Below are 15152 nucleotides of genomic sequence, written 5' to 3'. Positions count from 1 at the left end.
TATACCATTAAAAATCACTCACTCACCCTTTTCTTTTAATTTGGTTTTTCAATGGGTGTAATTTATGATAGTAATATCATTAAAACGTTTTACCTTAAGGAGGACAAGATGGAAACAAAGCCAGAATTACTTGCAGCACTTCAAGAAACAAACCTTTGGATTGAGGACCAGAAGAAAGCCTGGTTCTGGGAAAGGTGGACCAGACTTCCCTTTAAGATACTTGATAAAATCACCCCCCAGTTTGTTCATAAAAAAATCGGTTCTTTGCTGGACGAAATGGGCGGCTATATACAAAATGGAGGAAAATATCTCACCTCCCAAAAATCGATGTACTCCTATATCGAAAAGAAGACAGGCAGGACAATCTCGAATTTAGAAGACATTTCCACTCTCAACCTTGCTGAAATGGACCAGCTCAGCAAGACCCTTGCCGAATCAAGAAAGAAGACCGCAGCAATACAAGGAGCAACGACAGGAATCGGCGGACTCTTTACTTTGACAATTGATATACCTGCATTGCTCGGCATTTCATTGAAGACCCTCCAAGAAATTGCAGTGATTCACGGATATGACCCCAATGATAAAAAAGAAAGAGTCTTCATGATTAAGTGTCTTCAGTTTGCTTCTGCTGATATTGTCGGTAAGAAAGCTGTTCTCGGCAATCTATCTGCCTATTACGAAGGAGAAGTATCAACCAATGAGGTCATGGCTCAAATTCAGGGGTGGCGTGAAGTAGTGTATACTTACCGGGATCAATTTGGCTGGAAGAAGCTGTTTCAAATGGTGCCGGTAGCCGGGATAATTTTTGGTGCTTTCACTAACAGGGCCATGATCAGTGATATTGCAGAGGCTGGTACAGTCCTTTATCGAAAAAGAAGAATCTTAGACAGACTTCACTCCCGAGAAGATTCAGTATAAAAAACAATCCCCTCCCTGCTTGGCAAGGGTGGGGATTAATTATAATCAAGTATGGACAGCTCCATGTGTCAGTTCTGAGCGTTCGATTTGGATGGTTGTATGGTTAATATGGAATTCTTCCTCAATGAGATTAATAGCTTTCTGTAAAATTTCCTGGTCGTCTTCCTCATCTTCAATTAATATATGACAGCTCAGTGAATTCATTCCTGAAGTTATTGTCCAAATATGGAGATCATGAACGTTACAAATGCCCTCAATACTCTCCAAGGTCCTTCTCACCTTCTGCACGTCTATTCCTGCTGGGACTCCTTCCATCAAAATATGCACTGTATGGGTGATGATCCCCCATGCACTTTTCAAGATCAGCAAGGCAACCAGGACGCTGATGAGAGGATCTGCCCAATACCAGTCAAACCAAAGCATGATGGCACCTGCTATAATGGCCCCTACTGAACCTAAAGCATCTCCAAGTACATGCAGGTACGCACTGCGAAGATTGACGTTATCTTTAACGTCCCCTTGCTTGATCAGCGCCCAAGCGCTTAACAGATTGGCCAGCAGACCGATAAAAGCTATCACCATCATGGTGCCGCTTGATACCGCTGGAGGATCAAGAAGGCGTTCATAGGCTTCATAAACAATAAATCCTGCTATCAAAAATAATGTAACACCATTGAGTAAAGCAGCCAGAATCTCAAATCGATAGTATCCAAACGTCTTGGCAGAAGAAGCTGCCCTTCCAGCCAGCCACATGGCTGCCAAACTTAATGCCAATGAACTTGCGTCACTCAGCATATGTCCTGAATCGGAGAGCAAAGCAAGACTATTGGTGATCAATCCCCCGAAGAACTCGAGAACCATGATGCCGGTAGTAATAATCAACGCAATCAGAAGCCCTTTTTTGTTTCCTTCTCTCGTGTGATCATGTCCGTGATGGTGCCCATGATCATGTCCATGCGCGTGTCCGTGGTGATGATGCACGTTAATTCCTCCTAGTCATGAAGTGAATGATTGATAACCTGTTTCAGTATTTCGATGACATGGTCATCATCATAACTGTAATAAAACGATTGTCCATCCCTTCTTGCTTTGACAAGCCTTTGGTTCTTCAAAAAAGACAGTTGATGAGAAACCGCCGATTGTGACAAACCGAGAACTTCAGCTATGTGCCCGACCGAACATTCTTCCTGTGTGAGAAGATAGAGAATTCGTACTCTGGTGGGATCAGAAAGGGCTTTGAATGTCCTGGAAACCTTATCAACAGTTGCTTCTTGTAAAAATTCATGTTTTCCCTTCTCCATAGATCGACTACCTCTTTCAGCTCTATTTTATTATATGAACAAATGTTCATATGTTGATAAAACAATCATAACATTCTTTCATGTATATGTAATCCATTACTAGCCTTAAATGTACATTACTTAAGAAAATAGAAAAAGGCGCCTGTTCGAAAACAGGCGCCTTTGATGCGTATTGAGGCGAGAGACCGTGCGCCACATCGCACGTTGCTTAGAAAGCTTGTCTATCGGCTTACACAATTAGCTCATCGCTCACTTAATATAGCATGATCATCAATTTTTTACAAGTTTTCTTTTCATGGGAAATAATGACTTTAATTCAAAATGGGCAGTATAATGGTAAAAATGGTACCAGAGCTCTCGCTGGATACACTCATATTTCCGCCATGATTTTCAATGATTTTTTTACTGACGGAAAGTCCAAGGCCAGTTCCATCATCTTTCGTTGTGAAGAAGGGATCAAATACATGAGAGATCATGGAAGGCTTAATCCCTGAACCATTATCCTTAAAATGTATTTCAAGGTCAGACCCCTTTTTTATTACGTCTATTACGATCTTCAGCGAGCCAGTGCGTGCCTGGAACGAATTGCTGAACAAATTGATGAATACCTGAAGAAATTCTTCTTTATTTCCATTGATAAGGCACCCTTTCGCTTCTTCCGCTACGGTACAATCAAAGGAGATATTATATAACAGCGCTTCGCTGTTGAGGAATTTGCTGATGTATTCAACCATGAAAGCTTCTATTTCCAACTTTTCAGACGGGGTCTCCAGCGGTTTTGCGATTCTCAGGAAATCTGTGATGATTTTGTTTGCCCTGTCTATCTCCGGAATAAGCAGACCTTTAATCAAGGACCCGGTCTTTTCATCTGACTGGGTATGCATCAGCTGAAGATAGCCTCTTACTGTAGTTAAAGGGTTCCTGATTTCATGGGCTATTCCCGCAGCGATCCTCCCGGCAAGGCCTCTTTTTTCAGCTTCTTTCACTCCATTCAAAAACTGAAAAGTCCCCACCACCCGGAGCAGTTCGCCATTCGGGTCCCTAATAATTTGAGTATTATTGATTCCGTAATTTTTATCTAATACTTCCCTGTTGACTATTGGCTTTTCCGTCCGTAGAGTTTCCAGAAGATTTATCTTAGAGTCAGGGAGGCCCAAAAGTTCGCGAATGTGCCTTCCGACTACTTCATCCCGTTTCACTCCAAGATCGGCGGCTGCCTGCAAATTGCAAAGCGTCACCAGCCCTTTCGCATCGATGAAAACGATGTGGTGATGCACCAAGTCCAGAATCGGCGTTAAAAAATATTCCATTTGGTCAAATGGTATATCGAGAGTAGAAGTAATTCCCGATGATTCTGTTTCTGCAATTCCCTCAATTAAAGAGAAGGACTCCTGATTCTTGATGATTTTTTTCCCCGAAGCAGGATCATTGTAAGTAAAACTGAAGGGAAGCTTTTTTATCATCTCACGGTAAAGCTCAACTTCTTTTTCCAGTTCATCTGCTTTTTCCTTCAATTTATCCAGATTATTCTTCATAACATCGTCCTTTGATAGCATTTGTGCCAAATAATTACATAATTCTATTATATCTTTCTCTTAATATGTAAACAATAGCCTGTTGATCTGTTTAGTAGGTTAAAGCATAAAATGGACAGTCCTTTTTATACTTTAACTAACTAAAGAACCCCAATAAATTGAGGTTCTTTTAGGCATTGTCCTTTTGTTTGACTTTAGCCAATACAGGTTTTCTCTTAAGAAGTTTCATCAGGATGTAACTTACTGTTACTGTCAGAAGCAAGCCGTTTATAATCCACTGTACATTATTGAAGCCCTCCTTCAAGGCGTCAAGATTTCCTATGCTTCCCAGATAAAACATGGCAATTGAAATGGGCAGGATGCCTAAAAACGTCAGCAGTCCATATCTGGCAGGCTTGATACTGCAGAAGCCGCCAAGATAAGCAATGTACCCCATTCCCAGGATCCTTCCCAATGTAATGGTCCAATCTCCGTATTTATCAGTCCATCGGTCGAATTTTTCCTGCTTCCTTTTGGATAACTTCCGGCGGATATCATCTTCATATTTAATACTTAGCCAATAAGGTATATAGCTGACCATGACATAAAACACGCTGACAGCCAAACTGTATAGAAGGATTTCCAAGGGGCTTGGCTGCAGAATATATCCATAAATCAAGATGAACAATGCTGCCGGAAAAGGCAATGAAACAGCTTCTATTAAGACTCCCAGCAATAGGCCCCATATTCCCAGGCCAACAAGGAAATTCATTATCGGTTCGATTTTTCACACATCCTCTAATTATTCTTTCTGTACAGGCATTACTTCTATACCCTTTCCGATCTTGAAAGAAACAGCTATTCCCCCTTTGTAAGATTTATGAAATCTTAACAAACACAGCCAGGTTTACAAGCTATAATGAGATTGTCGATTTTTGCCGAAACACACATTCCTTATACTTCTAGGTGGTATCATATTGTTACATAAAAAGCTTTCTGCCAACATATATGTTATTTTGCTGTTTACTCTTTCTTTTATAGGAATGATTTTGAATATAGAGTTATTCCGGGGAATTGATTTAGTCTTTGGGTCAATATTCATTTTTTTAACCATGCGTTATTTTGGTACGGCTGCGGGTCTTCTTTCTGCATTTATATGCGGAGGGTACACCCTCTTTTTATGGGGAAATCCATACGGACTGATATGTTTATTATTGGAAGCTTGGTTTGTTGGGTTTTTTTATCATAAATATAAAAAAAGCTTAATTCTTCTGGACGGTCTGTTCATATTATTAATATCCTTTCCCCTCTCTGCTTTTTCAAGCCGTTTTTTACTGGGGATGGATTGGCTGGAAACAATCCTTATAATAATGAAACAAGGCATTAATATGGTGTTGAACGTTCTTATGGCTAATCTCATAATCATCCTGATTGATTCTTTAAGAGGTTCTCCTTCGGTGAGGAAAGTATCTTACCAAGAATTATTGTTTACTCTTTTGATGCTTTCCTTTCTGGTTCCAGTTGTCATTTCGCTGGTCTTTCTGGGCAGGACTGAAGTGGATGAAGTGAGGTCGGACATTCAGTCCAAAATTAGTCGGGCAAATGATGAATTAACCCTGGGATTCTATAATTTATATAACATGTATACAAAACCACTTGAAAAAATTTCCTACAACCTTGAAGAAAAGATTTATATGAACAATCCCATGCCAGAGGAGTATCTTTCTGCAGAATTAAGAAAAGCCGCGGAATCAGCGCCTGGATTTGTGAGTGTCTCTCTATATCAGGGGAAAAAAGAAATCCATCATTACAGTTCAACTAAAGACTATAATAATTTTTACAGCCATAACGACTTAGTAGACAGAATAGAACATGACGCTGTGTTTTCATCCATAAATCCTCCTTCAGGGTCTGTCACCGAGCCTTTTGTGGCGTTGAACCAGCCTGTAATCCTCAATCAGTCCAATACTCAATGGGGAGTGCTGGCAGGCATCATCCCGGCTTCTGACTTTTCTGTTTTAGCAAGTGAACTAAATACACGTGATTTGAGCATTACTATTTTGGATGAAAGAAAAAGCGTTGTCTTTTCCACGCAAAGCAATTTAAACCCAAACGATGTGTTCAAAAGGAATAAGAAAGAAATAGATTTTGAGCGTCCCGATGCTGATAAATTAGAAGACAAGATCTCTTCTTTGAATGAGTGGTCTGAGCATTCCTACAGTTCAACCTCTACTTTCAGTAAAAGTATTCCTTGGAGCATCCATATTTCCATGCCTATATCGACATACAAAGATCAGTTATATGGAAAGTTAATCAACCTTATGCTCTTTGCTTACTTATTCGCGGGCATAGCCCTTGCTTTTTCCATTTTCATCAGTTATTCGCTGCAAATCTCGCTTAGAAAGGTTGCCCGCTTGACCAATAACCTTCCAGAGAAAATCGCAAGAGATGAGAAGATTGTCTGGCCAAAAGTGCTCATTCGAGAAATATCGGAAATAGTCGATAACTTCAAAACGACCGAAAATAAGATCAGAAATATGTTTAATGACATTTTATCGGCTCAGGAAAACCTCACTTATCTGGCTCACTTTGATCTGCTGACGAATGTGTATAACCGGAACTATATCTTGGAAAAGTTCACTCAGTTTACCGAAGAAGCTGAGGACAGGAAAATGGCTGTGTTCTTCATCGATTTAGATCGTTTCAAGATTATTAATGACACACTAGGTCATCATACAGGAGATCGAGTTCTTAAAGAGGTTGCTGAGAGATTAAAAAAAGAATGTGACAAGGAAGATATCATTGCGAGACAAGGCGGAGACGAATTCATTATTTTTATTCCTTTTTTAGCATCTGAGGAAGAAGCAGCTCTAAAAGCCAGTAAGATCGTCAAGGCCCTTTCTAAAAGCTATAATTTGTTTGGGGAAACCTATCATATTACGGCTTCCCTGGGAATAAGCCTTTATCCAGATGATGGTGAAGAGATTCATAACCTGGTCAAGAATGCAGACATGGCAATGTATGCAGCAAAGGAAAAAGGAAAAAACAACTACCAATTTTATAATTCGAATATCAGACAGCTGGCCGTTTCAAAGGTGAGGATGGAAAATGAACTAAGGCGGGCGATTGAGAGACACCAGCTCGAACTATATTATCAACCCCAAATTGACCTGAAGTCCTCTAGAATTACAGGTGTTGAAGCACTGCTTCGCTGGTTTCATCCTGAGTTAGGGATAGTCTCTCCCTCTGAATTCATTCCCATAGCGGAGGAGTCGGGCTTGATCATAGAAATTGGTGAGTGGGTCATCGAAAAAGCGTGCAGGGATGCAAAACTCTGGAAGAGGGCAGGAGCCGGAAAACTGAATATAAGCGTGAATGTTTCCATGAAGCAATTTCTACATGAAAACCTTATCAGGACGATTAACAATCATCTGCAAAAGAATAAATTAAATCCCTCTAATTTAAAATTAGAAATCACTGAAAGTGCTGCAATGTCACAGCCGGAAAAAACCATCAGCCGGCTGCTGCTGTTAAAGGAAATGAACATCGATTTAGCACTTGATGACTTTGGGACAGGTTTCTCCTCCCTGCATCATTTAAAAAACCTTCCAGTCGATATCTTGAAAATCGACCGGAGCTTTATCAATGATCTTGAAACGAACCCAAATGATACCGCCATTGTGAAAGCCCTGATTCAAATGGCTCATAGTTTAGGAATGGAAGTTGTTGCGGAAGGTGTAGAAACCTTGGCACAGCAGCAGATACTCGAAGTGATTGGATGTGACACACTTCAAGGATATGTATTCAGCAAGCCGCTTCCCAATAAAGAACTTCTTACTCTCCTGCTGCAATATGACCGAAACAGCACCGTTGGATGATTCAGCAGGATAATTCATTTGCACTATTTTATCTTGCTCTTTTCTTTAACCTTTGCTGCTATAACAAGGCTCTTTTGTAAAGTCTAATGAAAAGAGGAAGCGCTTTGGTCAGCCCCGACAGGTCAATAACCTCAAGAGAAAAAAGGCGGTCTTTCCTTTGGTTCCCTTGAGGTTATTTGACCCCGAGGGGCTAAAGGCTGCATTCTGGTCTCACCTGTCTTCTAAAGCGGCAGCGCCTTGCCCTACATTAAAGGGAGAAAGACAAGTTATTAATCAAAAGCAACATTTTTCTTAGAAAAGAGCCTTTCATAAAGAATTGCGGCTTTTGAAAAGCAATGGATCTCCGTTCCAATCCCCATATAAAAGTGGAGAAATTAAAATAGCATCCAAAAGCAGCTAATTCCCCCATTTAATTCCCTATTGAGTATGCACGAACATTTCTCTCATTGTGTTAGAGCAGGGCGAATTCAATCTGGGGACTTTTCAAAAAAGCTCTTTTCTAAAAGGTTGTGGCTTTGAATACTATTTTATCCTATTCCCCTCCCCCTTTACGCAGAAGGATTGTAGCGGAAGGCGTGCGAACTCCTGCGGGACTAGCGGGACAGGTGAGACCCCGCAGGCGAAGCTGAGGAGGCCGGGCGCCCGCCCCGCGGAGTCGTGCGCCTGGAGTGGAAATTCATTACTTTTAACACAGCCACAATTTTTGCGAAAACAGCCTTTCAAAAAGAAATATTATTATGCGGACTTTTCAAGCCCCCCTCCTCACTAGTCAGCGTGAACAACGGCTCGTTGACGAAACGAAGTCCTTTCTCTATACTGAGTAAAGCAAATCTACATGAACAGGATGAAAACAATGGACTTTGAAATCAAATACTTGTCCTTTTACGTGGTTGAAGTGGAAGGAAAAGGAGAAAATGCCGATAAGAGATATAAGCATTTTCAAACACTTGACGAACAAGGATATGAGAATAACCCATTAAAAGATTTCCTGGATGGGGAATTGACCAAAATTGCCAAGCGAAAAGTGGACCGGCACAGCAAGTCCGAAGGTGCACCAACTAAGATAGGCAGATTTATCGTGGAGCCGGGTCATGCATTGGACTCAAATCCAAACTATAATTTATTTGACCGTGCCAGAAACCCTGAATCAATTGATGCCTTTAAGGAAGCCTCTCTCCAATTCGTCAATGCTTACGTAGAAGCAAGTGCAGTCAGGGGCGGCGTTTTCATTGTGGCTCTCGCAAAGCTGCGGAAATACTTTGATGATCCTTTTCTGTTTCTAATGAAGTGTGATTTTGAGCCAAAGGTAGCGAGAATCACTGATGAAACCACCTTGATTCATAATGTCGAAATGGCCATCACTACTAAAAACATGAAATCCATCCAGTATCCATTCATGCCTGAAGAAGGAATGATGGATGAAGCAGAACTAAAAATCCACCAGGCTTCTCACGCCAGGTATTTTGAAGACTTTCTTAAATTCGTGGAATTCGAAAAATCCATGCCGGAAATCGTAAGGACGCAGGTAATGGGTATGGTTCAGGAACACATTGAAGAATCTTATGAGCCTGAAAGTGAAGAAAGAGTGGAATTTGAATCCGCTGTGGAGGCCTGGTCCGTCAGTCCGAAACGGGAGCTGCAAGAGAGATTCACCACCGAGCAGGTTGTAGAGGCCACTTCGCAAATAATAGAACAATCCCCTGAAGTTGAATTGAAGATGAAATTGGATCATATCGATGTAAAAGCCATGCTGTCTGATTTCGGAGATACCATTCATATAGCTAAAGTGAACGGCCGGTATATGCTCTTAATCGAGGGAGACTCTGTTCAATTTGAAAAAGGCGCCTCCCCTATTGAATTTTTAAAGCCTGATGATCTGCAGGATGTTATAGAACGGATTCAACGAAAAGGCGAATAGTCTAAATTCATATACTTAAAAGGTCAGCCCAGGATCTCAGGCTGGCCTTTTTAATAAGCTGTTTTCTCATAGATTGCGGCTATTTTAAAAGTAAAGGATTTCCGCTCCAGGCGCACGACTCTGCGGGGCGGGCGGTGAGCCTCCTCGGCTTCGCCTGTATATAAAGTGAAAGCGCCCCGATCCAGACCCGACAGGCAAATGTTCTCAAGAGAAAAAAGGCGCTCTATCCTTTTATTCTCTTGAGGTTATTTGACCCCGAGGGGCTGGGCGCTGCAACTAGACGCCCGCTAGTCCCGCAGGAGGTCGTGCGCCTTCCGCTCCAATCCTCTATCGTAAAAATGAGGGGGAGGATAATAAAGCATTCAAAAGCAACAATCTTTTAGAAAGGCTGTTTTCGCATATATTGCTTCTTTCGAATATCCCCGGATACTAAGATTTTTATCTCTTATCAAGGAAGAGCAGCTCTTATCTTTTCGATATCACCGTATTTTTTCCTTCTTGAAATTGATATTTCTCCGAATTAGTATCAAATAGCAACAAAGTTTACGAAAAGAGCCTTTAGAAAAGAGCCTTTTAATATTATTTATCCTATCCAACTTGCCGCCACTATTTTTTTCAATAAGTATCTTTGACAGTACAAACCAAATTACAAAATAATATTTATAAACTTCCTTCTATTCTATATTAAAGAGACTATAATTAAACTTAGATTCTATGTAACAAGGGGGAATACATTATGCTGGCCAACAGCAGATTGAATGAAATAGAGGAATTACAGCATCTATGTGAAGAACACGATAACTGTAAATTGAAACTAAATGGAGACATGCTTCGCTCACGGACGAGCGGACAAGATGATTACTTTCATTATGAGGATGGAAAATTAACCGGGTTCCTCGGTTTATATGGGTTTGGTTCAAGCTATGAACTTTGCGGCATGGTTCATCCCCAGTATCGCAACAGAGGGATTTTCAAAAGTCTTTTTGATAAAGCGTTAGCTTCTCTTAAAGAACGGGAAATTACCAAGCTTCTCTTAAATGCCCCTGGTTCATCTCCCTCAGGAAAAGCATTCATTGAAGCCCAGCCTGCCTGCTATTCCTTTTCAGAATACCAAATGAAGTGGCAAAAGAGAGAGATAAATAGTGACGAATCGGATATAGAATTAATTGAAGTTACAAAGGAGGATCTCCCTCTGATCATAGAACTGGATTTTTTATGTTTCAATGTGGCACGTGAAGATTCTTTAGAATTCATGAAAACAGTCAAACAAGACGAAGATAGCTGCAGCTTCATGATTGAATATAAAGGAGAAAAAGTTGGCAAAATCCACATCCAGCGTGAAAGTGGCAGAAGCTATATATTCGGATTTGCTGTGCACCCCTCTCATCAAGGCAAAGGAATCGGGAGAAGCGTGCTTGCAAAAACAGTAGTAATTGAAAATGAAACCGGCAGAGACATCTTCTTGGAAGTAGAGGCTAAAAATGCTCACGCATTAAAGCTGTATGAAGCTGCAGGGTTTAACTCGTATCAGGTACAGGACTACTATAATTTTGAGGGATTATAATGATGAAGTAAAAGGCTGAGTCGATGACCCAGCCTTTTATTTTATTCATTCTTATTGCTATAAAAAACATGTTTAGATTTTATCTCATCTTCTATCTCCAAAATTCCAAATGAGTAGTATGGCTGCTTTCGCTTGTCAGTAGCAGATCCCGGGTTAAATAACAGTGTGCCTTGATCAAACCTTAAATAAGGGATATGAGAATGCCCAAAAACAATGATATCGGGCTTGTCTTCGAATTCATCCAGCACCCTTTTCTCGGTCGTCTTGTTTTTCCCATCCCCATGGACGACACCAATTAAGAACTTCCCTGCTTTCAGAACCTTTTTACGCGGAAATAAGCTTCTGATCTCTTGGTTATCTGTATTCCCATACACCCCTTCAACTTTGGCATAGCCTTTCAGCATCTCATACACTTCAATGCTGTTCCAATCCCCCCATGAATGATTAAATCAGCATTGATCAATTCCATTTTTAAGGGTCCAGGAAGCTCCCTTCCTTTATTTGGCATATGGGTGTCACTGACGACGACTATTCTCAAATTAACATCCCTCCAAACAAATCACATAGTTTATCTACCCAATTTAGCGCGCTCTATTTCAATTTTTTCTTGAGGTATGGCTGTAAATAGGGGTTCATGGCCTGAAATCCCTATCTTTACTGAAAGTCTGAACGGTTTCCATAGCAGCTGTTCATTTAACTCGAATTGATTATATATCCTTTCAGATGTAAACGGCAGGAATGGAGCAAGCAAAACGGACAGGTTAATGCTGATATAGAGACAGCTTTCTAAGATTAGCCTGGCTTGCCCGCGATCTTCTTTTATGACTTTCCATGGCTGCCCGCTGTCAAAATATTTATTCCCCCAGCGAACGAGTTCAAATGCCCGTCTTGCCGCTTTCCGGACCTCGCCTTTTTCCAGCCATTCTCCGGTTTCTCTGAAAACAGCATCAACTTGATTCATTACTTGTGTATCAACTTTCCCTAAAACGGCATCATCACCGAACTCTTTTCTATAAAATTTAACCGTTCTCTGAATGAAGTTTCCAAGTCCCCCCAGCAACTCACTGTTATGTTTAAACACGAATTCCCTCCAGGAAAAATCAGCATCTCTTTTATCAGGATAATTCACACTGAAATAGTAACGAAGAGAATCAGGGTTATATTCTTTCAAAACATCCGGCAGCCAGACTGCCCAATCTTTACTCGTAGATATTTTCTTTTTTTCAAGTGTCACATACTCACTTGAAACTATCCAATCCGGGAGATTCTCATTCTTTATACCTTGAAGAACCGCAGGCCAAATGATGGTATGAAATGGTATGTTGTCTTTTCCATGAACATAATAAGAGACGGTTTCCTTATCCCAAAACTCACTCCAATCACTGCCTGTTTTGTCAGCCCATTCTATGGATGCCGTAAGATAACCGCTAACAGCTTCAATCCACACATAAATTTTCTTATCTCCATATCCCTCGACCGGTACCGCCACTCCGTTCCCTATATCTCTGGTCACTGCTCGATCTTGAAGCCCTTCCTTTAGGTAGCGCTGAGTTAAGTGGATTGCATTTTCCCTCCATTTTCCCTTATTTTCACATGCATATTCTTGTAACTTTCCTTGCAGTGCCGATAAAGCAAGATAAAAATGAGTTGTTTCTTTTAAAATGGGCGGTTGGTGACAGAGCTTGCAATATTTATCCTTCAATTGGACAGGATTTAAAATAAGGCCGCAAGCGTCACACTGATCTCCTCTTGCTTGTTCTCCGCATTCCGGACAATTTCCTTCAACGAAACGATCGGGTAAAAATCGTTCACATTCCAAACAGTATGTTTCTTCTGTCGTTTTTTCATATAAGAGATCATTCTCTATTAATTTCAAAAAAATATTACGGACTTCCTGGTGATGCCGTTCGGAATCTGTTCTGCTATAAAAATCATAGCTGAAGCCGAAATCCTGAAAGCATTTCTGAAACTCCAGATGATATCTGTCAGCAATATCACTTACCTGCAATCCATCTTTATTTGCCCTGATTTCAATGGGCGTGCCATTACAATCGCTTCCTGAAACATACAGCACCCGCTCCCCCTTCAGCCGGTAATATCTCGCTAATATATCGCCTGGCAGCAATGCCGCCAAGTGCCCGATATGCAGGGATCCATTCGCATAAGGCCAGGCTCCTCCAATAAATATACCCATTCCTATCTCCTCCTAAAGTGTTATAAACAAACAAAAAACCCCTCGTCCATAGATGTATAGACATCTAAGGACGAGGGGGTCTGCTCGCGGTACCACCTTAGTTCACTGAGGGCTCGCGCCGTCAGCCTCATAAAGTACGGAATGCGGAAATAGAACATTCTTATACTGTGGCAATGATAACGGAAGCCAAATCCCGTTCCACCCTACACCATCTGGTTCGAATGGAATGCTCAGAGACCATCTTCAATCAATTTTTCCCCTGCTTCTTTTCAGCTTCCGAAGCTCTCTGTTAAGGGTTCCTTATTGATTTACTCTTCTCTTCAATGCAAATAATTATTGTTTACTATCTTATGTGAAATAGCAGGAGAAAGCAAGGGTAAAATTTGAAAATTTATTATGATCTTGATTGTAGTTTAACCTGTTTCTTAGCAGTTAAAAAGATCCTTTACAGCGGACACAGTGGTTGAAGATTCTATTAGAAGGAAACAAATAGGAAAGCTGCCAGCCTGAAAGACTGACAGCCATTGTGTTCATTATTCAGCGTTTTCTTCTGTGTTTTCAGTAGTATTTTCTTCAGTATTAGTTCCTGTGTTCTCTTCTTCTGTGTTGCTGCAACCTGCTGAAAAGCCTACGACCGTTAATGCTGTTAAAACCATAAGTAACATTTTTTTCATCATAATAGCCTCCTTTGGAATGTTGCATTGCGAACTACATGTTTATCTTACATGAATTTCCCACCAAGGAAAGCACTTTTACCTGTTTTTAACAATCACTTATTAAGGCATTTACAGTCCTTAAAATATCTTTTACATTCCCTTCCATCCGAATATTCTCTATGTATACAGCTGGCTGCTCTGGTAAGCAGGCAGTCATATTAACTCCTCCGTCATAAGAAAAATAAAATGCCCCAGCCTTTGTAAAGGATAGGGCATTTCTCTGTTAAAGATTAATCATCTTGGAATCACAAACTGGCTCATAACCAATTTCCATATAAATTTTGTTGGATGTCGGATTATCAAGATCTGTATATAAAGTGCAAAATTGGTTGGTTTCAAGCAGCTTTTCGCTCAGTTTTGCAACTACGGATCTTCCATATCCCTTTCGGCGGCAGTCTCTTGGAGTAAATACGAAATTCACTGTGACTCCGTTATCTGTTTTCCTTGCCCGCCTAGCCATGGAAACTGGAACTCCATCCACTTTCCAAAGAAATACAGAATCTTCTTCTAGCATCTCCGCAGCCCGTTTTCTTGCATCCTCTTTAGGAATTGGACTCTCCGGTGTATCTTCGATGAAGCCTTGAAGCCATTCTGACACAAGTTCCACATCTTCTACTCCAGCCAGCTCCATCTCACCTTGGCTGAAGTCTATGTCATTGACTTGCTGCAGTTTGTATATCCTCTGCCTCATATGGGTTTCATAAGGCTTATTGGTTTTTTCACTCCAAAACTCTGCTAAGGGCTCTACAGCCTTACTATTGCCTATAAAACCAGGGAAGTTCATACTATGCTTCTCAGTAAAATTCCACAAAGACTCCCCTATCATTCCTGTCTTTTCATAATTAAAGACAGTTACGATCAAATAGTGAGGAGGGGTTCTGACAAAGACTGCATGAATTTCTTCATCTTCTTTAAAGACAGCTAAAAAAGGATCTTTGTACCGGCCTGCTTTAATCTGGTCCAGTAACCCCAGTGGTAAATTATTTTCTGCTTCTTCCCTTAACAGAAGGGGCCGTACTGTTTCATCAAAATGATTTACATCGGTAAAAACTACTAAATTCATTTCCTTCACCTCTGCAGATACATTCGACATTCCAGATTCTTTCCCCTTCTGCCATGTTGAAAAAAGTCATCAGTTTTTAAAGCAAT

General features: G+C 40.8%; 12 protein-coding genes and 1 other annotated feature. Of the genes, 4 read left to right on the top strand and 8 right to left on the bottom strand.

Annotation, left to right across the window (positions count from 1 at the left end; translation table 11 throughout):
- The first annotated feature begins 108 nt into the window (after positions 1 to 108).
- The gene (locus tag FZC79_RS07180; RefSeq protein ID WP_148946106.1) at positions 109 to 918 is read left to right on the top strand and encodes an EcsC family protein; all 810 of its coding nucleotides are present in this window, start codon (positions 109 to 111) and stop codon (positions 916 to 918) included.
- Positions 919 to 963: 45 nt separating this feature from the next.
- Here the strand turns inward: FZC79_RS07180 and FZC79_RS07175 are convergent, their stop codons facing one another.
- From FZC79_RS07175 to FZC79_RS07160, 4 genes are all read right to left on the bottom strand, one after another.
- The gene (locus FZC79_RS07175) at positions 964 to 1899 is read right to left on the bottom strand and encodes a cation diffusion facilitator family transporter (RefSeq protein WP_148946105.1); all 936 of its coding nucleotides are present in this window, start codon (positions 1897 to 1899) and stop codon (positions 964 to 966) included.
- 11 nt (positions 1900 to 1910) lie between these two features.
- A complete protein-coding gene (locus FZC79_RS07170; RefSeq protein ID WP_148946104.1) occupies positions 1911 to 2219 on the bottom strand; it encodes an ArsR/SmtB family transcription factor in 309 nt (102 codons plus the stop codon).
- 311 nt (positions 2220 to 2530) lie between these two features.
- Positions 2531 to 3754, bottom strand: coding sequence for an ATP-binding protein (locus FZC79_RS07165; protein WP_148946103.1), 1224 nt, complete (start codon positions 3752 to 3754; stop codon positions 2531 to 2533).
- 169 nt (positions 3755 to 3923) lie between these two features.
- A complete protein-coding gene (locus tag FZC79_RS07160) occupies positions 3924 to 4469 on the bottom strand; it encodes a DedA family protein (protein WP_187442671.1) in 546 nt (181 codons plus the stop codon).
- Between the two features lie 241 nt (positions 4470 to 4710).
- Here FZC79_RS07160 and FZC79_RS23580 point away from each other — a divergent pair, with 241 nt between their 5' ends.
- From FZC79_RS23580 to FZC79_RS07140, 3 genes are all read left to right on the top strand, one after another.
- Positions 4711 to 7611, top strand: coding sequence for a putative bifunctional diguanylate cyclase/phosphodiesterase (locus FZC79_RS23580; protein ID WP_252183273.1), 2901 nt, complete (start codon positions 4711 to 4713; stop codon positions 7609 to 7611).
- Positions 7612 to 8464: 853 nt separating this feature from the next.
- A complete protein-coding gene (locus FZC79_RS07145) occupies positions 8465 to 9529 on the top strand; it encodes a DUF3900 domain-containing protein (RefSeq protein ID WP_148946100.1) in 1065 nt (354 codons plus the stop codon).
- Positions 9530 to 10265: 736 nt separating this feature from the next.
- Entirely contained in the window at positions 10266 to 11093 is an 828-nt protein-coding gene (locus tag FZC79_RS07140) for a GNAT family N-acetyltransferase (RefSeq protein WP_148946099.1), read from the top strand.
- Between the two features lie 41 nt (positions 11094 to 11134).
- On the opposite strand, the gene FZC79_RS07135 is transcribed toward FZC79_RS07140, so the two are convergent.
- From FZC79_RS07135 to FZC79_RS07125, 4 genes are all read right to left on the bottom strand, one after another.
- Complete coding sequence (locus FZC79_RS07135; protein WP_353733600.1) at positions 11135 to 11497, bottom strand: metallophosphoesterase family protein; 363 nt, start codon at positions 11495 to 11497, stop codon at positions 11135 to 11137.
- Positions 11498 to 11661: 164 nt separating this feature from the next.
- A complete protein-coding gene (metG, locus tag FZC79_RS07130) occupies positions 11662 to 13287 on the bottom strand; it encodes a methionine--tRNA ligase (RefSeq protein WP_148946098.1) in 1626 nt (541 codons plus the stop codon).
- 63 nt (positions 13288 to 13350) lie between these two features.
- Positions 13351 to 13620 (bottom strand) — a binding site (T-box leader).
- Between the two features lie 200 nt (positions 13621 to 13820).
- Complete coding sequence (locus tag FZC79_RS23010; RefSeq protein ID WP_187442670.1) at positions 13821 to 13964, bottom strand: hypothetical protein; 144 nt, start codon at positions 13962 to 13964, stop codon at positions 13821 to 13823.
- A 262-nt stretch (positions 13965 to 14226) separates the two neighbouring features.
- On the bottom strand, positions 14227 to 15096 hold the full coding sequence (locus FZC79_RS07125) for a GNAT family N-acetyltransferase (RefSeq protein WP_148946097.1): 870 nt from the start codon (positions 15094 to 15096) through the stop codon (positions 14227 to 14229).
- Positions 15097 to 15152 lie beyond the last annotated feature (56 nt).

Source organism: Rossellomorea vietnamensis, assembly GCF_008180615.1.
GTDB classification, from domain to species: Bacteria; Bacillota; Bacilli; order Bacillales; family Bacillaceae_B; genus Rossellomorea; species Rossellomorea vietnamensis_D.
The sequence above is the reverse complement of the archived record's forward strand: the minus strand, read 5'-3'. Positions and strand labels throughout refer to the sequence as shown.

Coding starts and splice junctions, on each gene's coding strand:
- FZC79_RS07180 (WP_148946106.1), top strand. CDS start 109: ATGGAAACAAAGCCAGAATTACTTGCAGCACTTCAAGAAACAAACCTT.
- FZC79_RS07170 (WP_148946104.1), bottom strand. CDS start 2,219: ATGGAGAAGGGAAAACATGAATTTTTACAAGAAGCAACTGTTGATAAG.
- FZC79_RS07165 (WP_148946103.1), bottom strand. CDS start 3,754: ATGAAGAATAATCTGGATAAATTGAAGGAAAAAGCAGATGAACTGGAA.
- FZC79_RS07145 (WP_148946100.1), top strand. CDS start 8,465: ATGGACTTTGAAATCAAATACTTGTCCTTTTACGTGGTTGAAGTGGAA.
- FZC79_RS07140 (WP_148946099.1), top strand. CDS start 10,266: ATGCTGGCCAACAGCAGATTGAATGAAATAGAGGAATTACAGCATCTA.
- FZC79_RS07135 (WP_353733600.1), bottom strand. CDS start 11,497: ATGCTGAAAGGCTATGCCAAAGTTGAAGGGGTGTATGGGAATACAGAT.
- metG (WP_148946098.1), bottom strand. CDS start 13,287: ATGGGTATATTTATTGGAGGAGCCTGGCCTTATGCGAATGGATCCCTG.
- FZC79_RS23010 (WP_187442670.1), bottom strand. CDS start 13,964: ATGATGAAAAAAATGTTACTTATGGTTTTAACAGCATTAACGGTCGTA.
- FZC79_RS07125 (WP_148946097.1), bottom strand. CDS start 15,096: ATGTCGAATGTATCTGCAGAGGTGAAGGAAATGAATTTAGTAGTTTTT.